Annotated in this window: 26 protein-coding genes; 12 read left to right on the forward strand and 14 right to left on the reverse strand. The window is 44.1% G+C overall.

What is annotated here, in order from left to right:
• Positions 1-20 precede the first annotated feature (20 nt).
• Positions 21-866 (reverse strand): NADPH-dependent 7-cyano-7-deazaguanine reductase QueF, encoded by an 846-nt coding sequence (queF, locus tag OW495_RS12965; RefSeq protein ID WP_102513513.1) that lies wholly within the window; start codon positions 864-866, stop codon positions 21-23.
• Between the two features lie 131 nt (positions 867-997).
• On the opposite strand from queF, the gene syd reads away from it, so the two are divergent.
• The 3 genes from syd (at position 998) to OW495_RS12980 (ending at position 3,925) form a co-directional block, all read left to right on the forward strand.
• Positions 998-1,543, forward strand: a complete 546-nt coding sequence (gene syd, locus OW495_RS12970; protein ID WP_102435099.1) for a SecY-interacting protein — start codon at positions 998-1,000, stop codon at positions 1,541-1,543.
• 4 nt (positions 1,544-1,547) lie between these two features.
• Positions 1,548-2,324, forward strand: a complete 777-nt coding sequence (locus OW495_RS12975; protein ID WP_065103076.1) for a Zn-ribbon-containing protein — start codon at positions 1,548-1,550, stop codon at positions 2,322-2,324.
• Between the two features lie 395 nt (positions 2,325-2,719).
• Complete coding sequence (locus tag OW495_RS12980) at positions 2,720-3,925, forward strand: carbohydrate porin (protein ID WP_289886880.1); 1,206 nt, start codon at positions 2,720-2,722, stop codon at positions 3,923-3,925.
• A 91-nt stretch (positions 3,926-4,016) separates the two neighbouring features.
• Here the strand turns inward: OW495_RS12980 and OW495_RS12985 are convergent, their stop codons facing one another.
• The 3 genes from OW495_RS12985 to metN all read right to left on the reverse strand — a co-directional run bounded on the left by OW495_RS12985 (position 4,017) and on the right by metN (position 6,600).
• Entirely contained in the window at positions 4,017-4,826 is an 810-nt protein-coding gene (locus OW495_RS12985; RefSeq protein WP_017106288.1) for a MetQ/NlpA family lipoprotein, read from the reverse strand.
• A 66-nt stretch (positions 4,827-4,892) separates the two neighbouring features.
• On the reverse strand, positions 4,893-5,576 hold the full coding sequence (locus OW495_RS12990; protein ID WP_004734372.1) for a methionine ABC transporter permease: 684 nt from the start codon (positions 5,574-5,576) through the stop codon (positions 4,893-4,895).
• Complete coding sequence (gene metN / locus OW495_RS12995) at positions 5,566-6,600, reverse strand: methionine ABC transporter ATP-binding protein MetN (RefSeq protein ID WP_065103078.1); 1,035 nt, start codon at positions 6,598-6,600, stop codon at positions 5,566-5,568. Before metN ends, OW495_RS12990 begins: the two co-directional genes overlap by 11 nt.
• A gap of 240 nt (positions 6,601-6,840) precedes the next feature.
• Between metN and gmhB the strand changes: the two genes are divergently transcribed.
• The 5 genes from gmhB to treC all read left to right on the forward strand — a co-directional run bounded on the left by gmhB (position 6,841) and on the right by treC (position 12,296).
• Positions 6,841-7,392 carry a D-glycero-beta-D-manno-heptose 1,7-bisphosphate 7-phosphatase gene (gene gmhB, locus OW495_RS13000; protein WP_289886881.1) on the forward strand — a complete coding sequence of 184 codons (552 nt, stop codon included), beginning with the start codon at positions 6,841-6,843 and terminating at the stop codon, positions 7,390-7,392.
• Positions 7,393-7,469: 77 nt separating this feature from the next.
• Positions 7,470-7,811 carry an MliC family protein gene (locus OW495_RS13005; RefSeq protein ID WP_017110401.1) on the forward strand — a complete coding sequence of 114 codons (342 nt, stop codon included), beginning with the start codon at positions 7,470-7,472 and terminating at the stop codon, positions 7,809-7,811.
• A gap of 88 nt (positions 7,812-7,899) precedes the next feature.
• Positions 7,900-8,844, forward strand: a complete 945-nt coding sequence (gene treR / locus OW495_RS13010) for a trehalose operon repressor TreR (RefSeq protein WP_102543597.1) — start codon at positions 7,900-7,902, stop codon at positions 8,842-8,844.
• A 204-nt stretch (positions 8,845-9,048) separates the two neighbouring features.
• Positions 9,049-10,473 (forward strand): PTS trehalose transporter subunit IIBC, encoded by a 1,425-nt coding sequence (gene treB / locus OW495_RS13015; protein ID WP_289886885.1) that lies wholly within the window; start codon positions 9,049-9,051, stop codon positions 10,471-10,473.
• A gap of 137 nt (positions 10,474-10,610) precedes the next feature.
• Positions 10,611-12,296, forward strand: coding sequence for an alpha,alpha-phosphotrehalase (gene treC, locus OW495_RS13020; protein WP_289886887.1), 1,686 nt, complete (start codon positions 10,611-10,613; stop codon positions 12,294-12,296).
• 145 nt (positions 12,297-12,441) lie between these two features.
• Here the strand turns inward: treC and OW495_RS13025 are convergent, their stop codons facing one another.
• The 3 genes from OW495_RS13025 to OW495_RS13035 all read right to left on the reverse strand — a co-directional run bounded on the left by OW495_RS13025 (position 12,442) and on the right by OW495_RS13035 (position 15,702).
• Positions 12,442-13,338, reverse strand: a complete 897-nt coding sequence (locus tag OW495_RS13025) for a hypothetical protein (protein ID WP_289886889.1) — start codon at positions 13,336-13,338, stop codon at positions 12,442-12,444.
• A 155-nt stretch (positions 13,339-13,493) separates the two neighbouring features.
• Complete coding sequence (locus OW495_RS13030; protein WP_289886891.1) at positions 13,494-15,017, reverse strand: winged helix-turn-helix domain-containing protein; 1,524 nt, start codon at positions 15,015-15,017, stop codon at positions 13,494-13,496.
• An 82-nt stretch (positions 15,018-15,099) separates the two neighbouring features.
• A complete protein-coding gene (locus OW495_RS13035) occupies positions 15,100-15,702 on the reverse strand; it encodes a YitT family protein (protein ID WP_289886894.1) in 603 nt (200 codons plus the stop codon).
• Positions 15,703-16,049: 347 nt separating this feature from the next.
• Here OW495_RS13035 and glyA point away from each other — a divergent pair, with 347 nt between their 5' ends.
• On the forward strand, positions 16,050-17,300 hold the full coding sequence (gene glyA / locus OW495_RS13040; protein ID WP_017106297.1) for a serine hydroxymethyltransferase: 1,251 nt from the start codon (positions 16,050-16,052) through the stop codon (positions 17,298-17,300).
• Positions 17,301-17,664: 364 nt separating this feature from the next.
• On the opposite strand, the gene OW495_RS13045 is transcribed toward glyA, so the two are convergent.
• The 6 genes from OW495_RS13045 to tsaA form a co-directional block, all read right to left on the reverse strand.
• Positions 17,665-17,991 carry a hypothetical protein gene (locus OW495_RS13045; protein WP_017107167.1) on the reverse strand — a complete coding sequence of 109 codons (327 nt, stop codon included), beginning with the start codon at positions 17,989-17,991 and terminating at the stop codon, positions 17,665-17,667.
• Between the two features lie 233 nt (positions 17,992-18,224).
• Positions 18,225-18,416 (reverse strand): DUF4250 domain-containing protein, encoded by a 192-nt coding sequence (locus OW495_RS13050; protein WP_099165287.1) that lies wholly within the window; start codon positions 18,414-18,416, stop codon positions 18,225-18,227.
• Between the two features lies 1 nt (position 18,417).
• On the reverse strand, positions 18,418-18,621 hold the full coding sequence (locus tag OW495_RS13055; RefSeq protein WP_009847436.1) for a YaeP family protein: 204 nt from the start codon (positions 18,619-18,621) through the stop codon (positions 18,418-18,420).
• 168 nt (positions 18,622-18,789) lie between these two features.
• Positions 18,790-19,479 carry a tellurite resistance TerB family protein gene (locus OW495_RS13060; RefSeq protein ID WP_289886901.1) on the reverse strand — a complete coding sequence of 230 codons (690 nt, stop codon included), beginning with the start codon at positions 19,477-19,479 and terminating at the stop codon, positions 18,790-18,792.
• 205 nt (positions 19,480-19,684) lie between these two features.
• Positions 19,685-21,400 (reverse strand): proline--tRNA ligase, encoded by a 1,716-nt coding sequence (locus OW495_RS13065; protein ID WP_289886902.1) that lies wholly within the window; start codon positions 21,398-21,400, stop codon positions 19,685-19,687.
• Positions 21,401-21,501: 101 nt separating this feature from the next.
• Positions 21,502-22,197, reverse strand: a complete 696-nt coding sequence (gene tsaA / locus OW495_RS13070; RefSeq protein ID WP_289886904.1) for a tRNA (N6-threonylcarbamoyladenosine(37)-N6)-methyltransferase TrmO — start codon at positions 22,195-22,197, stop codon at positions 21,502-21,504.
• Positions 22,198-22,321: 124 nt separating this feature from the next.
• Between tsaA and OW495_RS13075 the strand changes: the two genes are divergently transcribed.
• The 3 genes from OW495_RS13075 to OW495_RS13085 all read left to right on the forward strand — a co-directional run bounded on the left by OW495_RS13075 (position 22,322) and on the right by OW495_RS13085 (position 24,680).
• Positions 22,322-22,582 (forward strand): type B 50S ribosomal protein L31, encoded by a 261-nt coding sequence (locus tag OW495_RS13075; RefSeq protein ID WP_054541634.1) that lies wholly within the window; start codon positions 22,322-22,324, stop codon positions 22,580-22,582.
• Positions 22,582-22,707, forward strand: coding sequence for a type B 50S ribosomal protein L36 (ykgO, locus tag OW495_RS13080; protein WP_010436457.1), 126 nt, complete (start codon positions 22,582-22,584; stop codon positions 22,705-22,707). Before OW495_RS13075 ends, ykgO begins: the two co-directional genes overlap by 1 nt.
• A gap of 386 nt (positions 22,708-23,093) precedes the next feature.
• Positions 23,094-24,680, forward strand: a complete 1,587-nt coding sequence (locus tag OW495_RS13085) for an AbgT family transporter (RefSeq protein WP_029225911.1) — start codon at positions 23,094-23,096, stop codon at positions 24,678-24,680.
• A gap of 105 nt (positions 24,681-24,785) precedes the next feature.
• Here the strand turns inward: OW495_RS13085 and OW495_RS13090 are convergent, their stop codons facing one another.
• Positions 24,786-25,526, reverse strand: coding sequence for a MipA/OmpV family protein (locus tag OW495_RS13090; protein ID WP_289886909.1), 741 nt, complete (start codon positions 25,524-25,526; stop codon positions 24,786-24,788).
• Positions 25,527-25,557 lie beyond the last annotated feature (31 nt).

The following is a 25,557-nucleotide window of genomic DNA, read 5'->3' on the forward strand; positions in this document are numbered from 1 at the left end:
AGTAAGTGCTTTACGCCTGATTATTGGCGAGCCATACGCTTATTGTGGCTTGGTCTATCTTGCTCGGTTGAACGATATGGGTTGATATCCAGACCACCACGACGCGTGTAACGTGCGAACACGGTTAGCTTCGATGGGCCACAGTATTTCATGATATCAGTGAAGATACGTTCAACACATTGTTCGTGGAATTCATTGTGCTCACGGAAAGAAACTAAATAGCGTAGCAGAGCTTCACGGTCAATTTGCTTACCTGAATATGCGATCTCAACGCTGCCCCAGTCTGGCTGATTAGTGATCAAGCAGTTCGACTTCAACAGATGGCTGTGCAGTGTTTCTTCAACATCTTGCCCGCCTGCAGTCCCTTCAAGCAGCGATGCTTCAAAGTCGTAACTAGTGATTTGGATGTCTTGGTTGTCGATACAGTCGCCTTCCATCGTTACGATAGGCTGGTTGGTGTAATCGGTTACTGAGTTTACATTCACTATCACCGTTTCGCCTGCACATGCAGACAAATCTTGGGTCAGGCGCTCAGTGACTTGGTCCCAGTTTTCAAATTGAGTCTGGTTGTAGCTGTTCAAGTACAGCTTGAAAGATTTTGATTCAATTAAATTTGGGCTGGTTGCTGGGATGAAAACCTCACCCACAGCCACTTGTGGTAGGCCGTTGCTGTTTAGCCACGAAAGTTCGTACATCGTCCAAATATCATGGCCAACAAAAGGCAGGTCACCGTTTAGCGCAAGGTCATCACGATTCAGGCTACGAGGTACTGGTTGCAATAAACTTGCATCGTATTGGTTAGAGTACTCAGTTTTTTGGCCTAGGGTTAAACCCGCTAGCTCTTTTGCGTCAGAATATTTGCTCATACTTTCGTTTCAAATTCGATTAGAATGGGGTCGATTTTACTGAATCCCCATTACCCTGTCATTAAGTCATCGCTTAATCGGTGCTGAAAGGGCTCGGATTCTATTTATTATTTTGTGTTTAGGAGATTTTCATGACTCAACGTGCTCAAGACGCACTACTTTCTTTTAGTCAGCGATACGTTGACGCGTGGCAACTGCAACACCAAAGTTTACCTCGCAATGAGGAGTTGGTGGATATTGTGTCGCCTTGCGTAGAAGAAAAGAGCGGCGATGCCGTGTTATGGAAAAACTATCCACGTGAGCAATTTGCTGATTTCACTAACGTTGAAACGGGCATCGAGTTGACGCTGCATGAAGACATCAAAACATTCTACGGCGCACAATACAGCGCAGACATGAACGCGACTTTTGATGGTAACGATCTGACGTTATTACAGATTTGGAGTGATGAAGACTTCGAATGTTTACAAGAAAACATCTTAGGCCACTTAGTGACTCAACGTCGTTTGAAATTAAAGCCAACGGTTTTCATCGCAGCGACTGACGCTGAACTGGATGTTATCTCTATCTGTAACCTAACGGGCAACGTGATCCTAGAGCGCTTAGGCACCAAAAATCGTGATGTACTAGCCGAGACATTGGCAGAATTTTTAGAAAAGTTACAACCAGCGGTATAAATAGATGTACGTACTAGAACTTCAATTTGAGTGTTTTGATAACACAACGGTAAGCGCTGTCGACAAGGCAGTTAATGGCTTGATGGATGCACTTCGTTATAACGGGCAAGTGTTGGGGCGTGAGTTTCCTATCGTGATGGGTGACGGCGAATTTTATGTTCGCGTTGTGTGCCCTGAGCAAGACAGCTTGCACCCACGTAACCATTCAGATTTCGTAAAAGTCTGTTTTGATCGCTTGTCTAACGCGAGTCTTCTTGCTCCTAAAATGCGTTTGCTGGGTCGAGATCTGAATTCTGAAGAAGTGGCTGAAGACGAAGAGCCCAGCTGGCAAGTGTTGTACACGACGTTTGTTCATACCTGTTCACCGCTGCGCAGTGGCGACAGCTTATTGCCGATCCCTTTATACCGCAATCCACCGACTTTTAATGGCGACCATAAAGCCGTGTTGAAATGGCAGACCGAATGGCAGGCCTGCGATGAAGTCCAAATGGGTGGTGGTTGTCGTGCTGAACACGCCACTTTAACTGAGATCAGTGATACCAAAAGCGTATTGTTCAAACGTGGTTGGGGTTTAAGAGGGCGTATTGAATATCTCACTAAGATCCCAACGTATTACTACTTGTACCGTGTGGGCGGCATTAGCTTAAAAGCTGAAAAAGAGCGCAAATGTCCGCAATGTGGTGGCGAATGGCTGCTTGATGCGCCGATCCACGACATTTTCTATTTCAAGTGTGACGACTGCCGCTTGGTGTCGAACATTTCATGGGATCATATTAAGTAATCCATTTCGCTCTATTCTAGATTCAGGGTATCGAAGTATGAACCAATACTTCGATACTTGTTCCTCTGCTTTTCTCCCTGCTAGCTTCCCGTTTATTTCTCTTTTTATCCCTTAATCTTGATCGTTTATCAGTATTGGGAAAACCAATCTGGTCGAACGAATTTGGTACTTAAACACGTCCATTCTGTGTTTTATCTCTCGCTCTGTAGCCCTCAAGTATTCACCAAGATAATTCCACACCCATCAACTTTTGATTATTTCAATAGTTAACTGGATCACAGTAATCAACCAGTTCTCTTTCAATTTATATTCCTCTCAATATAAATGGGATCGATCCCATGGGAATGTTCCCATTTATAAAAATAACGTAATTCTAGATCTTAAAGGAATGGACGATGAAACTGTTACCTATTGCTGCTGCACTCTCTACTGCTTTACTTGCTCCTAATTTATACGCTGATGAAACCACGCCATTGGAATTCAATGGCTACATGCGCGGCGGCGTTGGCCTGAGTAATGAAGGCGGTTCAAATAGCAAATGGGAGGTGAGTAAAGTTGGCCGACTTGGCAACGAAAATGACCTGTATGGCGAGTTTGGTTTTAAGAAAGAGGTGTATGCCGAGGACGACGTTTCATTTTTAGTTGATTCCATGTTGTCGTACTGGCAAGGCCAAGATGAGAACGCCGCGGATAAAAGCGTTGATGTGGTGCAATTGAATGTTCAGGCGGTCGGGCTATTTGAAGATAAGGACATTGGAATTTGGGCGGGTGAACGTTACTACCAACGTCATGATGTACACATCGTTGATAACTACTACTGGGATGTAAGTGGTATTGGTGCCGGCGTAGAGCACATCAATATGGGCCCAGGTAAATTATCGGTCGCATTGATTCAAGACACCGTTACGGGTGATATATTTGATGGCAAAGAAACCACAGCCATGATTGCAGACGTGCGCTATGCGGGGATCCCACTGTGGAATAATGCGGACCTTGAGGTCGGCATTGATATGAACTTCGCCAATGAAAAGCAAGGTCAAACGGTCGATGCGGATGACAGCGTCATGCTAACGGCAAGCTTGAATCAAAATCTTACAGGTGGCTTCAACAAAACGATTCTCCAAGTTGCTAACTCTGGCTATGCCGAGCAGATGACAACCTTTGGTACCGGTAAGGGCATCGTGCGTGATGCAAACAATAATGACGCAGAAGGCTTCCGATTGATTAACTGGGGTGTGCTTGCGATTGGTGAGAACATCGAGTTTGGCCACACTGTTCGTTATGCCATGTCGACGGGAGTTGGTGCGAATAATAGCGATGATGATTCTCTCAGTGCGGTCATTCGTCCGCTTTACAAGTGGGACAAGCGTATGCGTACCATTCTTGAAATTGGTGGCTTTGTTGAAACGATCGATAACAAAGATGGGGCGGGTGGTAAATTCACAATCGCTCAGGCATGGGTTCCACAAGTGGGTTTCTGGTCTCGTCCTGAATTCCGTATCTTTGCGACTTACCTAAACGATGCTGAAAATGACAATGCCTTCGGTGAAGGTAAGAACAGTGAAATGAGCGTTGGTATGCAAGTGGAAGCTTGGTGGTAAGTCGAACTTTCTTGTAAATCCTAACCAATAAAAAGGGGCTGACGTTATGTCAGCCCCTTCGGGTATCTATAGATTGCTGTCGTTTAGTTGATTACCAACCTTTAACTACGCCACCTTGGAAGATATCAGAAGCTGCTTTGTACACTTCTTCAGTTTGGTAAGCTTTAACGAAGTTCTGTACGTTTTCAGCGTTTAGGTTGTCTTCACGAGAAACGATTAGGTTTACGTATGGAGAATCTTTGTCTTCAACGAAGATACCGTCTTTTTGCGGAGTCAGGTTGATAGAGCTCGCGTAAGTTGTGTTGATGATAGACAGTGCTACATCATCAAGAGAACGTGGTAGTTGTGCTGCGTCTAGTTCAACAATTGTTAGGTTCTTAGGGTTCTTAACGATGTCACGAACTGTTGCTAGAAGACCTGCACCTTCACGAAGCTCAAGAAGACCTTGTTGCTCAAGAAGAAGTAGAGAACGACCTAGGTTTGTTGGATCGTTTGGTACCGCAATACGAGCACCGTCTTGGATTTCGTCTACAGATTTCACTTCTTTAGAGTAACCCGCAATTGGGTAAACAAACGTGTTGCCAGCAATAGTTAGCTTGTAACCACGGTCAGCCACTTGCTGATCTAGGTACGGTGCGTGTTGGAATGCGTTGATGTCGATAGAGCCGTCATCCAGTGCTGCGTTTGGTGTTACGTAATCTGTGAAAGTTACTAGTTCAACATCTAGGCCGTACTGCTCTTTTGCTACTTTAGCTGCAACTTCAGCAACTTGTGCTTCTGCACCTGCCATTACGCCAACTTTTACTTTAGAAGTGTCGACTTCTTTGTCACCACAACCTGCTAGTACTAGCGCTGATGCCGCTGCTGCGATAGTAAGTAAACCTTTAAGGTTAAATTTCATAATAATCTCCTTTTAATAAATCTATTTAATTTGGTTCAGACGACTTTGAATTTGGTCTATAAGTCGTTATCTGTGATCAACACGGCGAACTAATGAATCACCGATTGATTGAATAATTTGTACCAGCACAATCAACATCACTACCGTCACAGCCATGATAGTCACATCATAACGGTGGAATCCGTAACGAATCGCGACATCACCTAAGCCGCCACCACCAACAGTTCCTGCCATTGCTGAGTAGCTCACCAGCGTCACTAATGTAATCGTTACTGAGTTGATGATAGTCGGTAGTGCTTCAGGAAGCAGAACCTTATTGATGATTTGTGTTGGTGTTGCGCCCATTGATTGAGCCGCTTCCACTAGACCTGTTGGTACTTCAAGTAGCGCACTTTCGATAAGTCGAGCCACGAATGGGATAGCGCCAATCGTCAGTGGAACAATCGCTGCTGTTGTACCAATGAAGGTACCAATCAGCATCTTAGTCAGTGGGATAATAGCAACCATCAATACTAAGAAAGGCACTGAACGGCCCACGTTCACAACCGCACCGAGAATTTTGTTTAGCTTGGTGTTCTCTAACAGACCACCCTTTTTAGTCGTATGTAGAATCACGCCTAATGGGATACCTACAGCGAAGCCAACAATGCCTGCTACAGCAACCATGTAAAGGGTTTCGCCTGTTGCGCCTAATAGAAGGTTACCGTTAAGGCTGATCCAGTCAGCAATCTCGTTGAAACTAAAGGACATAACCAAGTACCTCTACTTTTACATTGTTGTCACGTAGGAATTGAATAGCAGCATTATCATCGGCTTCATTACCGAACAGTTCTGCGACCATCATGCCGAACTTAACGCCGCCTGCGTAATCCAGGTCTGAGCTTAAGATGCTGACATCGATATTAAATTTACGTGCAATTTGCGTCATCAGCGGAGCATCGACCGTTGCGCCAGTAAACTCAAGGCGTACTAGCGGGTAGCTGCTGTTTACACGAGTCTCTTGCAAGCGTGCTTGGTAATCTTCAGGAATCGTTAGATCCAAGGTTGAGCGAATAAATTGATGTGCCAGTTCTGTCTTAGGATGTGCAAAGATGTCACCGACAGTCCCTTTCTCTACCAATTCACCACCGCCAATGATCGCCACTTCGTGACAAATGCTTTTCACTACATCCATTTCATGAGTAATAAGCAGGATAGTGATGTTCAGCTTGCGGTTGATTTCACGCAGTAGCTCAAGAATCGATTGAGTAGTCGCAGGATCGAGTGCACTGGTCGCTTCATCACATAGCAATACTTTCGGGTCAGAGGCCAGTGCGCGAGCAATCGCAACACGCTGCTTTTGACCGCCACTCAAGTTGGCTGGGTAGGTGTCACGCTTGTCTGATAGGCCAACAAGTTCAAGTAGCTCACTCACTTTTGCTTCAATCGCTGCTTTATCTTTACCAGCAAGCTCTAAAGGCAGTGCTACATTGTTAAATACAGTACGAGAAGACAGCAGGTTGAAGTGTTGGAAGATCATGCCGATGTTACGACGCGCTTCGCTGAGTTCTGATTTGCTGAGTGTTGTTAGGTCAATACCGTCAACAATCACTTCACCAGACGTTGGAGCTTCCAACATGTTTACACAACGGATTAGGGTACTTTTGCCTGCACCTGAAGAGCCGATGACTCCAAAGATTTGACCTTGAGGAATGTGGAGGTTGATATCAATTAAGGCATTGATTTCTTTAGTGCCTTGATAAAAAACCTTGTTGACTTGATTCACTTTAATCATAGGGAAACTCGTGCAGGTAAAACAGAATAATATATCGATAGCTCGTTCGATTTATAGATGATGCTATGGTGTTCTATGACCTAAGTCAATAGATATTTTTACGTCTAGACGGCTATACGTCGATCGTGTTGCTAGGGTAGAAACAAATCGTTAACGAACGCAAAACTAAATAGATAGTGATGAAGCAAATAAAGCGTGTAATAATTAATGATTAATAGAGAGTTGATAGAGAACTGAATTTTGTCTAAACCGGCTGTTTTTTTAGATCGTGATGGTGTGATTAATGTTGATCACGGCTACGTACATGATGAGCATGACTTTGAATACATCGATGGTGTGTTTGAAGCGGCGAAAGCGTTTAAAGATATGGGCTATTTATTGGTACTTGTGACCAACCAATCTGGTATTGCTCGTGGCAAGTTTAGCGAAGATCGTTTTCTTTCTTTGACGCAGTGGATGGATTGGAACTTTGTCGATAATGGCGTTGAGTTAGATGGTATCTATTACTGTCCTCATCACCCTGAACACGGCATTGGCGACTACAAACAAGATTGTGAATGTCGCAAGCCTAAACCAGGCATGTTCATTTCAGCGCGTGACTTTCTGAAAATTGATATGGCGAACTCTGTCATGATCGGCGATAAAGCTGAAGACATGATGGCAGCAGAAGCCGCTGGTGTTGGTACCCGAGTCTTGGTGAGAACCGGTAAACCCGTGACTGAAAAGGGTGAGGCACTTGCCAGTGTCGTGCTGGATAGCATTAAAGATATACCTGCATATTTAAAAGGCTAAACACAGACCTATCGCTCAGTATGCAAATGAGTGTTGTCCACCATATTTGCCCACTATATAAAGATGAGGAACGAAGTATGAAAGCTATGTTAGTAGCATCTCTATGTTCAGTTGCATTAGTCGGGTGCTCTAAATCAGCAGCTCCTGAGACTGAGAGCGCAGCATCGGATAATCAATTCGTGACTTATCAATGTGAGTCTGACGTTTCGTTTGAAGTGGCTTACCTTGATAATGAAAAAGCGGTATTACGTCTCCCTGAGAATGAATACCGTCTGACTCAAGTTCCAGCAGGTTCAGGAACGAAATACATCTTAGATGATGGAACCTCTGAACTGATTAACAGCGTCACTTTACGTACTAAAGGTGATAACGCGCGTCTAGAACTTGGTCGTGTCGTCTATCGAAATTGCCAAAAGTAAGTCATAGTAGTTGCTAGGATTTACAAACAGTTAAGTGAGGGATTACGCCCTCACTTTTTCTTCTCTTCCCTTTAACGTTAGACTTTTTATGAGCAAAAAACTCACTATTCTCGATATTGCTAAGCTGTCCGGTGTTGGTAAGTCAACCGTATCTCGTGTTCTGACCAATGATCCAAAAGTGAAACCTGAAACCCGAGAAAGGGTGGAAAGAGTAATTCAAGAATCTGGGTACACGCCTTCAAAGTCTGCGCAGTCGATGCGTGGTGGCAGTCAAAAAGTCATCGGTGTCATCATTTCTCGTCTGGATTCTCCTTCTGAAAACAAAGCAGTTAGCACTATGTTGGCTGAGTTGTATCGAGCGGATTACGATGTCGTGATCATGGAAAGCCAACTAGATAGAGAAAAAGCCAATGAGCACCTTCAGGTTCTTAAGCGTCGCAATGTAGACGGCATAATCGTGTTTGGCTTTACTGACTGCGATATTCCTGCAATCGAAGCTTGGGAACACAAAGCGGTGGTTATTGCTTTAGATACCGAGAACGTGACGTCAATTAACTATGACAATCAACAGGTGATCAATAGTGCGTTAACGCATCTGTCGGATCAGGGGATCTCTGATGTTGGCTTCATTGGCGTTGATCCTAGCGATAAATCAACCGGTGAACTGCGTCTTAAGGCTTATCTCGAGTGGTGTGAAGACACAGGCTCAGTTGCCAACTACCGTACTGGTCAACTTCATCACGAAAGTGCTTATCAGTTGGTAGATGAGGTGCTCGCTCCTGCGACTCAAGCGATTGTGTGTGCCAGTGACACATTGGCTCTTGGCGTAATCAAACGTCTGCAAGAGCTACAACGTGAAGATGTGGTGGTGACCGGTGTTGGTGGCAATGATCTTCTCTCTTTCTTGTTCCCGCGAGTATTTAGCATTGACCCTGGGTATCAATCTGCGGGCAAGTTGGCCGCTAATCTATTGATCTCTCAGCTTTTAGGCAATGCAGAGATCTCTCATCACACTCAATCACCTATTCTATAATCCACTCAATCAAGCGAAATTGAACCGCTTAGATTAAAATTAGAGTGTGATCTCTTTCAATTAATGGGACTGTTCCCATTTTAATTTGTCATTCATGTGGGCATTATAATAACCGTAATTGGGAATGTTCCCATAAATCTAAATCCGAGTGGTTATAGCTGCATGGTTTAGATGAGTAATTGAATGAAACCAGGGTGGGGTAGTATGAGTAAGATAGCGAAGCAAGACGTTGCGCGTCTTATCGAGTTAGTCGGTGGCAAAGAGAATATTGCGAGTGTCAGCCATTGTCTGACTCGACTGCGTTTTGTATTGAATGATACAGAAAAAGCGAACAAAGCAGAATTAGAGAAGCTTAAGCTGGTAAAAGGTTGCTTTACTAACGCAGGTCAATTCCAAGTGGTTATTGGCACCGAGGTTGATGAGGTGTACGCACTTTTGATTGAGCAAACGGGTAAAGATGCATCATCAAAAGATGAGGCGAAGTTGGCTGCTCGTCAAAACATGAATTTCCTTGAGCGTGGTATCTCCCATTTAGCCGAAATTTTCGTACCACTGCTACCTGCCATTATTACTGGTGGTTTGATTCTTGGTTTCCGTAATGTGATTGGCGACATTCGCATGTTCGACGGCAAAACCTTGGTTGAGATCAGCCAGTTCTGGGCAACCGTTCATTCTTTCTTATGGTTGATTGGCGAAGCGATTTTCTTCTTCTTGCCGGTTGGTGTGTGTTGGGCAACGGTTAAGAAACTTGGTGGAACCCCTATTTTGGGCATCACGCTCGGTGTGACCTTGGTTTCCCCACAATTGATGAACGCTTACATGATAGGTAAATCGGTACCTGAGGTGTGGGACTTTGGTTTGTTCGTGATTGAGAAAGTCGGTTATCAAGCTCAGGTGATCCCTGCGATGTTAGCGGGTGTGGCTCTGGCCTTCATTGAGACCAACCTTAAGCGCATTATTCCTTCTTATCTGTATCTTGTTGTCGTGCCATTTGTCTCGATCATCTTGTCTGTGATTTTGGCTCACGCTTTTATTGGTCCATTCGGTCGTATGTTGGGTGATGGTGTGGCATTCGCTGCCAAAGTGGCAATGACAGGTGACTTCGCGATTCTTGGTTCAGTGGTCTTTGGCTTCCTATATGCACCTTTGGTTATTACAGGTATTCACCACACAACCAACGCTGTGGATCTACAACTGATGCAAGACTTAGGTGGCACACCAATCTGGCCTTTGATTGCGCTATCAAACATTGCACAAGCTTCAGCGGTTGTCGGCATCATCATTTTGAGTAAGCGCGAAGGCGAACGAGACATCTCGGTACCTGCGGCAATCTCTGCTTACTTAGGTGTAACAGAGCCAGCGATGTACGGCATCAACCTTAAATACAAATTCCCAATGCTGAGCGCAATGATCGGCAGTGCCGCAGCGGCTGCAATCTGTGGTAGTGCTGGTGTGATGGCGAATGGTATCGGTGTTGGTGGCTTGCCGGGCATCTTATCGATTCAACCTCAATATTGGTCGATTTACTTAGTCGCGATGCTGGTGGCGGTTGTACTGCCGATAACGCTGACATTGTTCTTCTATAAACGAGCACAGATGAAAGGCGAGCTAGAAACCGCCAACGCGTAATGCATTTAACAAGCGATGATTCAATTGAGTCATCGCTTTTCTCTTAGTTATAGCTTTTTCTCTTAGTTATAACGGCTATTCGACCATGTAAGCATGGTGATTTTTTATTTATATTTTCTGGTAAGTGAGTGTTAGAGATGGCGATGACTGAACATGATGAAAGCTGGTGGAAAACCGCAACCATCTATCAAATCTACCCAAAGAGCTTTTGTGACAGTGGCAGTAAAGGTACTGGCGATATCAAAGGGATCATTTCGAAACTGGATTACCTAAAACGTTTGAGTGTCGATGCGATTTGGTTAACCCCAGTTTACGCGTCACCTATGATCGATAACGGCTACGATATTTCAGACTATTACTCGATTAACCCTCAATTCGGCACCATGGAAGACTTCGACTTATTATTGTCTGAAGCGCACCAGCGTGGCATCCGCATCGTGATGGATATTGTCGTCAATCATACTTCAACAGAGCATGCATGGTTTCAGTCTGCATTGGGTGACAAAAACAGCCCATACCGCGACTACTACATCTGGAAAGACCCAGTGAACGGTCAAGCACCAACTAACTGGCAGTCTAAATTCGGTGGTAATGCTTGGGAAATGGATGAGGCGACTGGGCAATACTTCCTACACTTATTCGCCAAAGAACAGGCTGACCTTAACTGGGAGAATCCTGTTGTACGCGAAGAAGTAAAAGACGTCATCAGCTTCTGGGCTGAGAAGGGCGTTGATGGTTTCCGTTTAGATGTAATCAACCTGATTTCAAAGCAGCAAGATTTCCCAAATGATGATATCGGTGATGGTCGCCGTTTCTATACCGATGGCCCACGAGTGCACGAATATCTGAAAGAGATCAGCGAAGCGGTATTCCAAAAATACGGTAGCGTGACCGTAGGTGAGATGTCTTCAACTACGTTGGAACATTGTCAGCAATACTCAAACGTTGATAACAGCGAGCTATCAATGGTGTTTAACTTCCACCACCTTAAGGTTGATTACACTAATGGTGAAAAGTGGACCAATGCGCCGTTTGATTTCTTACAGCTCAAGTCGATCTTTAACCATTGGCAAACGGGCTTGAACGGCAAAGGGTGGGGCGCACTATTCTGGTGTAACCATGACCAACCAAGAGTCGTGAGCCGCTTGGGTAACGATCAACAATATCGCGTTGAGTCAGCCAAGATGCTTGCAGCTTCTGTCCACATGATGCAAGGCACACCTTATATCTATCAAGGTGAAGAGATTGGTATGACCAACCCGGGTTACACCGAGATCAGCCAGTATCGAGATGTAGAGAGCACCAACATGTACGACATCATGGTGAACCGTGATGGTGTGGCGCATCAAGATATGATGGCGATCTTAGCGCAGAAATCTCGTGATAACTCTCGTACACCAATGCAATGGAACAGTGAGCCTTACGCCGGCTTCTCACAAGCTCAACCATGGCTTGATGTGGCGAATAACTACACTGAGATCAACGCTGAGCAAGCGTTGGAAGATAAAGATTCCGTATTTTACTTCTACAAGGCTTTGATTGAGTTACGTAAACAAGTAGCGGTGATTACTCATGGTCGCTATCAAGACCTTCTGCCTGAGCACCCATCCATTTTTGCGTATGTTCGTGAGAGTGAAGGGCAAACTCTGCTGTGCATTAATAACTATTATGACGAAGAAACCGAGTGCGTTTTACCTGAGCGCTTTGAGATGATGAAGGCTAAGAGCCTGTTATCCAATTATCAAGTGAGCGAGAGTTTAGTTACGTCTCATCACCAAGTGCTACGACCTTACGAGACTCGTATTCTCTTGATTGAAGATTAGCCTCGTTACTATTTCAATAAACCTAATTATCAGTTCCCCCTAAAGATTTAGGTTTCAACAAAGGCTTTGGAGTGCTCCCAAAGCCTTTTTTATTGTTTGCGGTTAGCCCTCGGTTAAGCTTAGGTTTAGTTAACCTAAGTCAAGGCTAGCTAATCGAGGTCAGTCTTGCTGCTGATTCTTCGATATTAGATTGCTCTACAGACATCAAGTCAATTTGTTCAATTAAGCCGATGCTTGGGTTGAACCAGCGCTCTGATGACGTACCAAATTCTGCCGAATCCATACCATTACAGCCAATGTAGTAAGTGTTTTTTTCCGTAAGATTCGCAGCTTCGATGGATTTACCCGAAACAGTGAAACTCTTACGTACACCTGTTTCATTAATTTCTTGCTGCCAAGTAACTTGGCATGAAGCATCAGTTGGAAGGCTTGATACCCATGAGTGGTCTTCAAAGTCATTTAGCATGTTAGCGACTGCTTCGCCATCTAACGTCACTTGCAATGAAACGGCTTCTTCACTGATATCAATGATTGGATTGCTCTCTTTTACGTCAGCACCCTTTAAACGGAAAAGTGGGCTGCTGCGCATAACGGTTGTGATGTATTGGCTACCAATCAAGTAGGCATTGGTGAGCTCGTGTAGACTGCGGTCGGGGCCTACAAAATAGATGCTACCGTCTTCTTGTGTACCTTCAACATTCGTTATGATGTCTTCAGAAACATAAAATTCGGTGGTGCCGTAATTGATGAGGTCATTGAGCACTTGAACTACCGCCTCATTGCCGGTCTCTTCTTCTAGCCCTGCAATAATGACTTCACCGCTTAAAGGTGTGAAGTTCATGGTCATCACACCTTCAGCCTGACCATCTTTGGTAAATGAGTAGCCCAATGTTGTTTCTGGTTTAGGGGCAAATGCAGAGTTCGCTATCGGGTAGTTAACCTGACTGCTTGGCCCTTTGTTACCACCTGTTGAACCAGAAGAAGAACCGCCTCCGCCGCCACAACCATAGAGAGCAAAGAGAGAAGCTGTTAGCAGCGTCATGGATTTTTCATGTTGAACATTCCTAAAGTTGGAAGCCCTTGATGGGCTCGATGTTTTTAGGAATGCTATTGTTTGAAGAGTAAATAGGGCAAAAAACGAAGTTACATAAAACCTTAATTTATATTTAAGTTGTTTATTTTAAAAGGTTTTTTATTTTACCCTGAAATCTGTTGCCCAACAGCCGTGCAGTAATTAAGCATTAAGCTTTCCCACTGCTTTATGATCAGAGGCTCTTTAACGCTTAGCTTCAAGCTCTTCCAAGGTTGTAGGCAGGTCGATTTGGATTCAGGTTTAGATAGTCGAGCGAACAGATCTTCAGATGGAACTACTCTTAATAACGCAACCAGAGACTCCATGTAGTTCAGGCGGAATTTCTCCATGTTGCCTTGCTTATAAGCAATGTGAGAAACCATCATATAAACCAACGCATTTTCGATCGTAGAGTTTCCTGAGGTATTGGTCAGGAATTCTTTGGCGGTTTGTAGGTCTCTCAGTTTGAAATGAATGATACCAAGCCACAGTTTGAGTTCATCCGGTAGTAACTTAAATCGAGTTTGAACAAGATTAGTGAAGGCAATGAGCTTCTTCTGATCCGTTTCAAATAGAGCAAGTTGTCGCGCAATCAGAGTTGAAGTCATGGTGTTGAGTTTGATGCCATCAAACGCGATGTTTTTTCCACTTAGCAAATCGCTGATTTCGGTGTTGTCGACTGACCATTCAGGAGGCAATGGTGCGGGCAGAGCAAAGTAGTTAGCTAACTCGCGGTTAACCTCCAAAATGCTTCTGCTGATATTATTTACATCAATAGAGTAAACCCCACCATACGCCAGCTTCCCTGAGTTTGGGTAAATCAGGCTTATTTTAGCGATAAGACGTTTATCTACTTCTTGATCCTTCAGCTGGATATTAAGCAGGTAATCACTGGTACGCATGTTTTTGGCTCCCGGAAAGAAGGGAGAGCTATCTATCGGATCAAGGAAGTAGCTCGGCGCATCTTGATTAGCAAGATCGGTGTAGGCGTATTCAATTTGCTGTTGAAGTAGTAAGGCTTTTACGACTTTTCGGTATTTTCTGGAATTATCGCCAATGGCGTCCAATCGATTCAGCAGAAGTTCGACCTTAGGAATCAATCGTTGGTCGCGTTCGACTTCGGAAGCTCGAGTCGAAGATTGCCAAAGCATATAACCCATTACCGCAGTGCTGATCAGCAAAGCCAAAGACACCACAACAAGCCAAGGATTAACTGGATTGGAGCCCAACCCTTTTTGTCTGGTTGGAGGTTCTATTGCGGCATCATCCGCTGCGGTATCAGGGGAGCCTGTGGCAAAGCTAATTGAGCTGGGGTTAAGGAAATAGCCCTTGCGCGGGTAAGTCACCAGTATTTTGGTTGCGTCGCTATCAGGCAAATATTTTTGAAGTACGGAACGTAAGGTGCTGATTCGGTTAGTAAGAACATTTTTGGAAATGAAGTTACTTTGCCATACAGATTCAATGATGTGCTCGGCAGCGAGCGCCTGACCAACGCTGGTAAGAAATAACTCTAAGAGCTCGATAGAACGAGGCTCTAAATCAATGACCTGCTCGTCGCAGCTTAAGACTCGTGTGTTGGGGTTGAACTCCAAGCCTTCAATGTAAATAGAGACTTGTTGGTCTTTGGCGCTAGAGAGGTAATCTTGCATAGAAAAGGCGATGGTTTACAAAACCTAAATTCTAGCTGTTTTTGTTATTAAAAACAGCTAGTAATTCATAGGGTGATTGGTATTAAGACGCGTAGTTCACGGAATAACGAGTCGGCTTGTGGTTCATTGCCAATACGATGTTTAATACTGCTGTGCCTAATACAGAGACTGCAATTACCCAAGGCGATATGAAGAAGAAGGATGCAAACAGAATACAGGCATCAATGGCCATTTGTGTTTTGCCTACTGAGATACCGTAGCGATCTTGAATGAACAGACACAATACGTTGAAGCCACCCAAGCTTGAACGATGACGGAACAAGATCAACATGCCTAAGCCCATTAACAAGCCGCCAGCGACTGCACAGTAAATTTCATTATGAACGTCTAACGAAATCACCAAGTATAAATGGTCGGCAAATACAGACACTAAAGCGCCAGAGATGGCACTACTTATTGCGAAGTGACGGCCAAATCGTTTCCATGCCAATAGATAGAATGGACAGTTCGCAATAAAGTACAGAATACCAAAGGTTACTGGCGTAAATTGACTCAAAAGCAGAGCTAGGCCAGTAGTGCCACCAGTAAGCAGGTTTGCTGACTGTAAAAAGAATACGCCTAACGCCACTAAAAACGTGCCAGTGAGGATTGCTACCCAATCTTCTTTGCGTGTGTGTTTTTCCATCGTTTTTATAATTACCTAACCAATAAAGGCGTGCATAGTAGAGAAAAACTTTAGCTTTCGGTAGCTAGAGGGGCAAAATTAAGGTAAACCTATGTAATCTGCGTTTTACAGGGTGTAAATCGTAAAATTGACAGTAAGCGTCATCTTTGGTTGGATATGCTTAATAACCATGATGAATCTTATATGTGATTATGAAAAAACTGCATGATAAAATTGCAATTAGCTCTTTATGACCTAGATCAAATTATGTAGAATGCGTCACATCAAAACGGTGACGGAAACGTTTGCTTTCGGTCGTTGTGTGGTTTTTTTGAAACTTTCAGTACAATCTGAGTCAGGAGATACAGATGCTTAAGCGTGACATGAACATTGCTGATTACGATGCGGATCTATTCGCAGCTATCCAAGAAGAAACTCTTCGTCAGGAAGAGCACATCGAACTTATCGCTTCAGAAAACTACACAAGCCCACGTGTAATGGAAGCTCAAGGTTCTCAACTTACAAACAAATACGCAGAAGGCTACCCAGGTAAGCGTTACTACGGTGGTTGTGAGTTCGTAGATAAAGTTGAAACACTAGCAATCGAACGTGCATGTGAACTATTTGGCGCGCAATACGCGAACGTACAGCCTCACTCAGGTTCTCAAGCGAACAACGCTGTGTACATGGCACTACTAAACGCTGGCGATACGGTTCTTGGTATGAGCCTAGCGCACGGTGGTCACCTAACTCACGGTTCTCCAGTAAACTTCTCTGGTAAGCTTTACAACATCATTCCTTACGGTATCGATGAAGCGGGTCAAATCGATTACGAAGAGATGGAAGCGTTAGCTATCGAGCACAAGCCTAAGATGATCATCGGCGGTTTCTCAGCTTACTCTCAAGTTTGTGATTGGAAGCGCATGCGTGAAATCGCTGACAAAGTAGGGGCTTACTTCTTCGTAGATATGGCTCACGTTGCTGGCCTTATCGCTGCAGGTGTTTACCCTAACCCAGTCCCACACGCTCACGTTGTTACAACAACAACGCACAAAACGCTTGCGGGTCCTCGTGGTGGTCTTATCCTTTCTAACGAAGGTGAAGATCTTTACAAAAAGCTGAACTCAGCAGTATTCCCAGGCGGTCAAGGTGGCCCTCTAATGCACGTTATCGCTGGTAAAGCAGTAGCGTTCAAAGAAGCTCTAGAGCCAGAATTCAAAGAATACCAAGCTCGCGTAGTGGCTAACGCAAAAGCAATGGTTGCTGAATTCCTAGCACGCGGTTACAACATCGTTTCAGGTTCTACAGAGAACCACCTGTTCCTAGTTGACCTAATCGACAAAGACATCACAGGTAAAGAAGCAGATGCAGCACTAGGTTCAGCTAACATTACAGTTAACAAGAACTCAGTACCAAACGATCCACGTAGCCCGTTCGTTACGTCTGGTATTCGTATCGGTTCTCCTTCTATTACTCGTCGTGGTTTCTCAGAAGCAGACGCGAAAGCTCTTGCTGGCTGGATGTGTGACATCCTAGATAACATGGGCGATGAGTCTGTTATCGAAGCGACAAAAGCAAAAGTATTAGAGATCTGTAAGCGTCTACCTGTTTACGCATAATTTTTTCTGCGTAGAGTGAACGAATTTCTGTGTCGCACATACTCATTTGCTAGCGCAAACTCCGTGTGAGCTCCTTAAACTTCGTTAATCTACTTTGAAAAAGAGTTTAAAAGGTCCCTTTTGGGGCCTTTTTTGTATTCGTAAGTAATAAAGTCGTTGTTGAACTGAGCATGCTCACTTACATCCGTAAGCTCCGCGTGCTCTCCTAGAGTTTCAAACGACTACTTTGAAAAATACGATTTGAAAGGCTCCTAGATAGGAGCCTTTTTTACGTTTGAAGGTTAGCTATCGGAGTAATAAGGAGCGGGTACTAAAAAGGGCTAATGCTTTCACATTAACCCTTTGTTGTTTGCTGATGCCTGTTCTACTTTTTAATGCTGAGCAAGGTGCCTGACTTACATTTGAATGAGTAGTACTTACGGCTTTCATTGAACTTGCCTAGGCCTTCGCCATCACAGTAGTCGATGTTGATATCACGCATTACTTCTAGCGTATCTTCGCTGCTTAGAGCGAATTTAGAACCATCAGAGCAGACGATACGTACTCTTTCATCATGACTTACTGAGTAGATATCGACTTCGGTATTACACAGCTCAAAAGAGGCTTCACGAAAGTTGTCTTGCTGAGTATTTGAAGCGCAACCAGCGGTGAGTGTGGCTGCAATAACGGCTAAAAGTCCAAGTCTTTTCATTGTTAATCCTTCGCTATCATCAAGTTGAATGATGAGGTTTATATGCTGTTTGAGGTAGCCTATACAACAATACGCTTTGATTCAAGGAGCGTTGGTTGACTCTAAGATATAAAAGTATAGGTGCAGACCGATAATTTATAACTGACTTACTGCATGTTTAGTTATTACGTATCACCAACAAAAAAAGACCAACGCAGAGGTTGGTCTTTTATTAGGAAGCTTGTTTTCAATTATTATCGAAACTGTTTGGCTTCTGGAAGATACTCAAAACCAGCAGACGCGAGTTTAGCGATCAATGCTACTTTATCGATTTCGTAGAAGTTGACCACTCGATCCAAATCACCACCGAAGTCGTCACGCAGTTTCATGTTGACGATGCTCATCAACATCACAGGATCCATTTTTTCAAAGTTAGCGAGGTTCATGTTAGTCCTCGAAATCTGAGATCAATAGGTTAGCTGCGGCAAATGCAGCGCGATCTCTTGCTTCCTTAGGAAGGGATTCATCCGCAGCAAGGTCATTCAATGTTTTTACAGCGCAAGTGATCGCTTTAGGGATATAGCCTTGGTCGCCACTGCCAATTTGAGAATACAGTTCACGCACCAAATCACAACAATCGTATACTTTCATTTTTATACCTAACCAAATGATAACTGGTCTCAATATACACATAGAGATAAGCAAAAACAAAGTGGATCTGATTAAGTTCAGAGTTAGTTTGTCCTTGCTCAATATCTCATTTTGTTGAGGCTCAATATATCACTCTGTCAGCTTGTGGATTAGCCTGATATTGACCGCTTAACTAGAGATCTGCTGTTCAAGCTGATAAGTCACTTCATCAGCAAGGTTAAGCTGCTTAGCTAGCTCTTTGAGGTAAGCCTTTTCCATAAAGTTCTGCTCGTCGGCCACAATCAAAGAGGCTAAGTAGATCTCACTCGCTTGTTGAGGTGACGTTGCTAATTGAGCTATTTCGCTTGGATCGAGTGGCTTGTGCAATTCTTGAGACACCAATTTAGTCAGCTGATAATCTGCACCCATGTTCTCGACGGCTTGTTCAATCTTAGCCATCTCTTCTTCATCAACATGGCCGTCGGCTTTGGATGCGGCAATCATCGATCTTAGAATCAGTACGCTATGGTTTGAATCGTTCTCATCAAATTGAGCTTGTTCGGTATTCGGTGTTTGGCCTTGTTTCGATTGGTAATCGTTGTAGACCTTATAAGCCAGAGCACCCAGTGCCGCTGCACCACCAATCCCAGCCGCTTTCTTACCCATCTTCTTCGTCTTCTTAGATCCCATTAATGCACCTAGCAGCCCACCGCCAACTGCGCCTGCGCCGAAGGCTCCAAGTGTGCTTTTACTGCTACTCTTGCCATTGCTACCTTGAGTTAGGCCACTTAAACTCGAAGATCCTTGGGAAAGCTTCTGAGTGCCTTGTTTAACGAGATCTGACTTAAGTGCTTGGTTAAGTAAGCTTTTGATATCCATCGATACCTCCAATGTAAATGTGTCAAAGAGTAGTTGAGACCAATATACGGATATAAAGATGAACAGGGGATTAACTTACGTTATTTACTCTGGTGATAAATAGAAGGGAATTTGAAGAGAAACGACAGACACAAAAAAGGCCACCTAATGGCAGCCTTTCAATGTTTATCTATCTATCAGCTTGCAAGCACAAGCAATCGGATGATTAAGCTAGTTGAGCTTTAAGGTGCTCGATAACCGTGTCCATTGCGATAGCTTCTTTATCACCAGTACGACGGTTTTTGTATTCGAAGTTACCTTCGTCCATGCTGCGATCACCGATAACGATAGTGTGAGGGATACCCACTAGCTCGATATCTTTAAACATAACACCTGGGCGCTCTTTACGGTCATCAAATAGTACTTCGATTCCCATAGCCGTTAACTCAGCGTATAGCTTCTCAGCTGCTTCTTTAACGCGCTCAGATTTGTGCATGTTCATTGGTACGATAGCAACTTGGAATGGTGCTAGTGCGTCTGGCCAAGTGATACCGAATTTATCGTGGTTTTGTTCGATAGCTGATGCAACAACACGTGAAACACCGATACCGTAACAACCCATTTCTAGGATTACGCTCTTACCATTAGGACCAAGCACGTTACAGTTCATTGCTTTAGAGTAAGTATTACCTAGCTGGAAGATGTGACCAACTTCGATACCGCGTTTAAGTTGGATAGTACCTTGACCACATGGGCTTAGGTCGCCTTCAACTACGTTACGTAGGTCTTCAACTTGAGCAAGCTCAACGTCACGACCCCAGTTAATACCGAAGTAGTGCTTACCGTCTACGTTTGCACCAGCACCGAAGTCGCTCATTACAGCAACTGAGCGGTCAACGATGAATGGTAGCTCTAGACCAACAGGACCAAGTGAACCAGGACCAGCACCAACAAGTGCACGGATTTCTTCTTCAGAAGCCATCTCTAGTGGAGAAGCAATCTGTGGAAGGTTTTCTGCTTTCACTTCGTTAAGCTCGTGGTCGCCACGGACGATTAGAGCAATGATATCAGCTTCTACTTCATCAGATGCTTTAACGAATAGAGTCTTAACTGTCTTCTCGATTGCTAGACCGTGTTGCTCTACAAGCTCAGCAATTGTTTTTGCGTTTGGCGTATCAACCAGTTCCATCTCTTGAGTTGGCGCTGCAACTTCTTCAGTAGGAGCGAGTGCTTCTGCTTTCTCGATGTTCGCTGCGTAATCAGATTCTGAAGAGAATGCGATTAGGTCTTCGCCGCTTTCAGCAAGAACGTGGAACTCTTGAGAGCCGCTGCCACCGATTGCGCCAGAGTCTGCCAATACTGGACGGTACTCAAGACCCATGCGGTCGAATGCTTTACAGTAAGCATCGTGCATCGCTTGGTAAGACTTTTCTAAGCCTTCTTTATCGATATCAAAGCTGTACGCATCCATCATAGAGAATTCACGAGCACGCATTACGCCAAAACGAGGGCGGCGTTCATCACGGAATTTAGTCTGGATTTGGTACAGATTTAGAGGAAGCTGTTTGTAAGAGCTGATCTCGTTACGTACTAGGCTCGTTACCACTTCTTCTGCTGTTGGGCTAAGAACAAACGGACGAGAATGACGGTCTGTGAAACGAAGTAGCTCAGGACCCATCTTTTCAGAACGGCCAGTCTCTTCCCAAAGCTCAAACGGTTGAACTACGGGCATCAAGATTTCAACGGCACCTGCATTATCGATCTCTTGGCGAACGATATTTTCGACTTTACGCAGTACACGTAGACCAGTAGGTAGCCAAGTATATAAACCTGAAGCTAGCTTACGGATCATACCTGCACGTAGCATCAGCTGGTGGCTGATAACTTCTGCGTCGTTTGGAGTCTCTTTCAGAGTAGAAAGAAGGTAGTTACTGGTACGCATTCTATGGTATCCGTTTCATCATTGATAAAAGAAAACTTGCTGCAGTTAGTGACGACAGCAAATCTGATATAGCCGCATATAATATCAGCCTATTTGGGATCTCAAAAGCGTTCAATGTCGGTAACATTGATGAAAAGCGTTTCAACAACGAATTTCACGTTAAGATCGAACAAATTTACCGCATATTCTTTACTGTCTGGCTTGCCTTTCTTATAGGCGGGTCGTGGATCTTGGCCTAGCACTTCTTTGAACACCTGAATGATATGGCGCGCCTGTGGGTGATCAGACAGCTTATTTTGGGCTTGCTGCGAGAAGTTCACATCTAACACTTCAGGTTCATCGGCGGCAAACCCTCCTCGTGCATCGGGAATCGAATCCGAGTAGGGGATATAAGGTTTGATGTCGATGATAGGCGTGCCGTCAACGAGATCAACACTGCCCAAGTCCAACCAAGTTTGTCCCTTTTCTTGAGATACCCCTTTGAGTTCAACCGCAGACATGCCAATTCCATTTGGTCTGAATGTGGCACGAGACGCGAATACACCAATACGTTCATTCCCGCCAAGGCGAGGTGGTCTCACTGTTGGTTTCCAGCCGGCTTCAAGGTTCTTATCGAACAGAAACAACAACCACACGTGACTAAATTGCTCAATATCACGAACAGACTCAACACAGTTTGCTGCGTCAGTCAGCCTGACTCTTGAGGTGGATGTAGGCACCAATCTAGGCTGCCTTGGTACCGCGAACTTCTCTTTATAGGGAGACTCTATAAAGCCAATAGGTTCAATGAAGTACATGAGTGGACGTTCTCTAATTACGATCTATGGCGGAAAAATATCATAAAATAGCTTGTTTTTCTTTTGATAATAATTATCATTTGATATGTTATAACGTATCAATTTAATTATTTAGGGAAATACAATGAAACCGAATATCCACCCTGACTACCGCACAGTGGTGTTCCACGACACCAGCGTTGATGAGTACTTCTTAATCGGCTCTACGCTGAAAACAGACCGCACTATCGAATGGGAAGATGGCAATACTTACCCTTATTTCACGATTGAAGTGTCTGCAAAATCGCATCCTTTCTATACGGGTAAACAGAGAGTGCTACATAAAGAGGGACGTGTTGCTAACTTTACTCGTCGCTTTGGTCAATTAGGTAAGGGAGCTAAATAATGAAAGTGGTTAAATCACTTAAAAGTGCAAAAAGCCGTCACCCAGATTGCCAGATCGTTAAGCGTAGAGGGCGTCATTATGTGATCTGCAAATCCAATCCAAGATTTAAAGCGGTTCAAAAATAACCGTCAATATGATGTGACGCGTGTGTAAAAACGAGGGGAAAGTCAAACTTCATTCATTTGCCTGTTTTTCTTTTCCTTCGAGCGGAACCTTGGCCAATATAGAATCTTACTTTAGAGTATGGTGTGTTTTATTTTCATGTGAATCAATGAGTTATATTGTCAGTCATATTTGTAGTGAATACTTGTTTGTGAATTATAAATCTATCTTTTGTATTTAATATAGATTTATTTGCTAATTAATTGTTCAAATAGAGTTAAAAATCGTCGTTTGTTACACATTTTGTAACATTTTGAATTTCTAATTGATAATTTTGTCGCGTACTCTGCGCTGGCAATTTGAACATTTTTGTCACAATTGCACAGGAATCACTACAAGGAGGGAACTGATGAGTTCATCAGCTTCAATAAAAAACAACTCGCCAAAGAAACCTATTTTTACCCGCTTTCTCGATGGCGTTGAATATTTGGGGAACCTTTTACCCCACCCAATCACTCTTTTCGCAATCTTCTGTGTCGCAATCCTAGTTTCTTCAGGAATTGCTGGTTACTTCGAAGTATCTGTAATGGATCCTCGCCCAGAAGGTGCTAGCGGTCGTGCTGCTGATGGCATGATCCACGTTGTAAGCTTACTTAATGCTGAAGGCTTACAGCTCATCGTAACTAATCTAGTTAAGAACTTTGTTGGCTTTGCGCCACTTGGTACCGTGCTTGTTGCAATGCTAGGTGTTGCGATTGCTGAACACTCAGGTCTATTATCTGCGGCAATGCGCGGCATGGTAATGGGCGCATCTCAGCGCATGGTTACTGTAACCGTGGTATTCGCCGGTATTATCTCTAACACGGCTTCAGAGCTAGGTTACGTAGTACTTATCCCTCTTGCAGCAATGCTTTTCCACTCATTGGGTCGTCACCCATTAGCAGGTCTAGCGGCAGCATTTGCTGGTGTATCTGGTGGTTATTCTGCAAACCTACTTATCGGTACGGTTGATCCACTGCTTTCTGGTATCACAGAAACAGCGGCACAAATGCTTGATCCTTCTTACTCTGTTGGCCCTGAATCAAACTGGTACTTCATGTTTGTTTCGACCTTCTTTATCTCGATTGCCGGTGCATTGGTAACAGAGAAGATTGTTGAACCTAAGTTAGGTAAATACAACGATGAAGACGCATCTGAAGATCTTTCAAATGACTCAATGGGTAAGCTTACTGCTATTGAGAAGAAAGGCCTTAAGCTAGCGGGTGTTGCTGTATTAATCGTGAGTGCACTTTTAGCTTGGACTGTGGTTCCTGCTGACGGTGTTCTGCGTTCAGAGGCTGGTACGATTTCAGGTTCTCCATTCCTGAAAAGTATCGTCGCGTTTATCTTTGTATTCTTTGCTATTCCTGGTTTTGTTTACGGCAAAGTTACTGGTTCAATGAAGAATGACCGTGATGTGATTAATGCAATGGCAACGTCTATGTCTTCAATGGGCATGTACATTGTTCTTGTATTCTTTGCTGCACAGTTTGTTGCTTTCTTTAAGTGGACTAACTTTGGTCAAGTGGTCGCTGTAGGCGGCGCAACATTCCTTCAGGATATCGGCCTAACGGGTCCAATGTTGTTCTTCGCATTTATCCTAATGTGTGGCTTCATTAACCTGATGATCGGTTCAGCTTCTGCACAGTGGGCAGTAACAGCGCCTATCTTCGTTCCAATGCTAATGCTAGTAGGCTACGCACCTGAAACGATTCAAGCGGCTTACCGTATCGGTGATTCAACAACGAACATCATTACACCAATGATGAGCTACTTCGGTCTTATCCTTGCCGTAGCAACTCGCTACATGAAGAATCTAGGTATCGGTACACTGATCGCGACAATGTTACCTTACTCAATGGTATTCATGTTCGGTTGGAGCATCTTGTTCTACCTATGGGTATTCGTATTTGGTCTACCAGTAGGTCCAGGCGCTGCAACGTACTACACGCCTTAGTGAACGGTGATAGGCGAACATTTCTATTCGCTTATTAACTGAATAAAAGATGAGATACCAAAGAGCCTGCATTGATGCAGGCTCTTTTTGTTTGAGTCAGTAAACTTACAATCCCGCGAACCGATAGGTGACGCCTAGTTCGAATGACCAGCCCACGTCTCGTTGTATCAACGTGCTGTCGCTGTCATGATGAATTAGGTCTGCTCGAGCGATACCAATCCAAGTTGGCGTGAACTCATAAAGCCCGATTAACCCTGCTTGATAGACAAAGGTTGAGCCCGCATCAAACTGGTTTAGTCCCGAAGCTGATGATTCGGTGTTAGAAATACCATACAGGTGATTGGACAGTTTCTTGTCTCGATAATCGACTTCTAGGTAGGGCGTAATGGTGAATGGCTGTGTCCAGGTTTCTAATGTTCTGCCTAAGTGAAGCTGAACTTCGTAGCCGCTATGTTCTGAAGTCACATCATGCAAGTAGGTTAGGCGTGCGCCTACCGTTCCTAAGGTTATCCCCAGCTCTCCATTACCATCTCTGTCTTGGATGCCGTTAGGTAGGTCAACGAAGGTGTCTGACACTTCAGCAAAGCGCCAATTTCCAGATAATCCTACGTAGGGCAGCAGTTGCCAATTGGCTAAGCTACCATCGATAAAGCCTTTTGGACCTGAATAGAATAGGTTGGGTGTCGCGCCAAATTGAGGGGCACTTTTAGTCGAGAAAACACTTTCACCATAGGTGATGCTGCCTCCGATGATTCCGTACTCTTGATCAGCAAAGTCTTCATCGGCAAAAGAAAGTGGGATGCTGCCAAAAATAATGGATAGCGAGAGGGCGATTCTACGAATCATAAGCAATACTCCGTTATTGTAATAAATATCA

It is taken from the genome of Vibrio sp. 14N.309.X.WAT.E.F5, assembly GCF_030397615.1.
Lineage (GTDB): Bacteria > Pseudomonadota > Gammaproteobacteria > Enterobacterales > Vibrionaceae > Vibrio > Vibrio lentus.

What these genes read in the sequence shown, in the direction of transcription:
- tsaA (WP_289886904.1), bottom strand. Translation starts at nt 22,197, where the DNA reads ATGTACTTCATTGAACCTATTGGCTTTATAGAGTCTCCCTATAAAGAG.
- OW495_RS13085 (WP_029225911.1), top strand. Translation starts at nt 23,094, where the DNA reads ATGAGTTCATCAGCTTCAATAAAAAACAACTCGCCAAAGAAACCTATT.
- queF (WP_102513513.1), bottom strand. Translation starts at nt 866, where the DNA reads ATGAGCAAATATTCTGACGCAAAAGAGCTAGCGGGTTTAACCCTAGGC.
- glyA (WP_017106297.1), top strand. Translation starts at nt 16,050, where the DNA reads ATGCTTAAGCGTGACATGAACATTGCTGATTACGATGCGGATCTATTC.
- OW495_RS12990 (WP_004734372.1), bottom strand. Translation starts at nt 5,576, where the DNA reads ATGTCCTTTAGTTTCAACGAGATTGCTGACTGGATCAGCCTTAACGGT.
- OW495_RS13065 (WP_289886902.1), bottom strand. Translation starts at nt 21,400, where the DNA reads ATGCGTACCAGTAACTACCTTCTTTCTACTCTGAAAGAGACTCCAAAC.
- OW495_RS13050 (WP_099165287.1), bottom strand. Translation starts at nt 18,416, where the DNA reads ATGAACCTCGCTAACTTTGAAAAAATGGATCCTGTGATGTTGATGAGC.
- OW495_RS13025 (WP_289886889.1), bottom strand. Translation starts at nt 13,338, where the DNA reads ATGACGCTGCTAACAGCTTCTCTCTTTGCTCTCTATGGTTGTGGCGGC.
- OW495_RS13055 (WP_009847436.1), bottom strand. Translation starts at nt 18,621, where the DNA reads ATGAAAGTATACGATTGTTGTGATTTGGTGCGTGAACTGTATTCTCAA.
- ykgO (WP_010436457.1), top strand. Translation starts at nt 22,582, where the DNA reads ATGAAAGTGGTTAAATCACTTAAAAGTGCAAAAAGCCGTCACCCAGAT.
- OW495_RS13060 (WP_289886901.1), bottom strand. Translation starts at nt 19,479, where the DNA reads ATGGATATCAAAAGCTTACTTAACCAAGCACTTAAGTCAGATCTCGTT.
- OW495_RS13075 (WP_054541634.1), top strand. Translation starts at nt 22,322, where the DNA reads ATGAAACCGAATATCCACCCTGACTACCGCACAGTGGTGTTCCACGAC.
- treR (WP_102543597.1), top strand. Translation starts at nt 7,900, where the DNA reads ATGAGCAAAAAACTCACTATTCTCGATATTGCTAAGCTGTCCGGTGTT.
- treC (WP_289886887.1), top strand. Translation starts at nt 10,611, where the DNA reads ATGGCGATGACTGAACATGATGAAAGCTGGTGGAAAACCGCAACCATC.
- OW495_RS12975 (WP_065103076.1), top strand. Translation starts at nt 1,548, where the DNA reads ATGTACGTACTAGAACTTCAATTTGAGTGTTTTGATAACACAACGGTA.
- OW495_RS13090 (WP_289886909.1), bottom strand. Translation starts at nt 25,526, where the DNA reads ATGATTCGTAGAATCGCCCTCTCGCTATCCATTATTTTTGGCAGCATC.
- OW495_RS13045 (WP_017107167.1), bottom strand. Translation starts at nt 17,991, where the DNA reads ATGAAAAGACTTGGACTTTTAGCCGTTATTGCAGCCACACTCACCGCT.
- OW495_RS13030 (WP_289886891.1), bottom strand. Translation starts at nt 15,017, where the DNA reads ATGCAAGATTACCTCTCTAGCGCCAAAGACCAACAAGTCTCTATTTAC.
- metN (WP_065103078.1), bottom strand. Translation starts at nt 6,600, where the DNA reads ATGATTAAAGTGAATCAAGTCAACAAGGTTTTTTATCAAGGCACTAAA.
- syd (WP_102435099.1), top strand. Translation starts at nt 998, where the DNA reads ATGACTCAACGTGCTCAAGACGCACTACTTTCTTTTAGTCAGCGATAC.
- OW495_RS12985 (WP_017106288.1), bottom strand. Translation starts at nt 4,826, where the DNA reads ATGAAATTTAACCTTAAAGGTTTACTTACTATCGCAGCAGCGGCATCA.
- OW495_RS12980 (WP_289886880.1), top strand. Translation starts at nt 2,720, where the DNA reads ATGAAACTGTTACCTATTGCTGCTGCACTCTCTACTGCTTTACTTGCT.
- OW495_RS13035 (WP_289886894.1), bottom strand. Translation starts at nt 15,702, where the DNA reads ATGGAAAAACACACACGCAAAGAAGATTGGGTAGCAATCCTCACTGGC.
- OW495_RS13005 (WP_017110401.1), top strand. Translation starts at nt 7,470, where the DNA reads ATGAAAGCTATGTTAGTAGCATCTCTATGTTCAGTTGCATTAGTCGGG.
- treB (WP_289886885.1), top strand. Translation starts at nt 9,049, where the DNA reads ATGAGTAAGATAGCGAAGCAAGACGTTGCGCGTCTTATCGAGTTAGTC.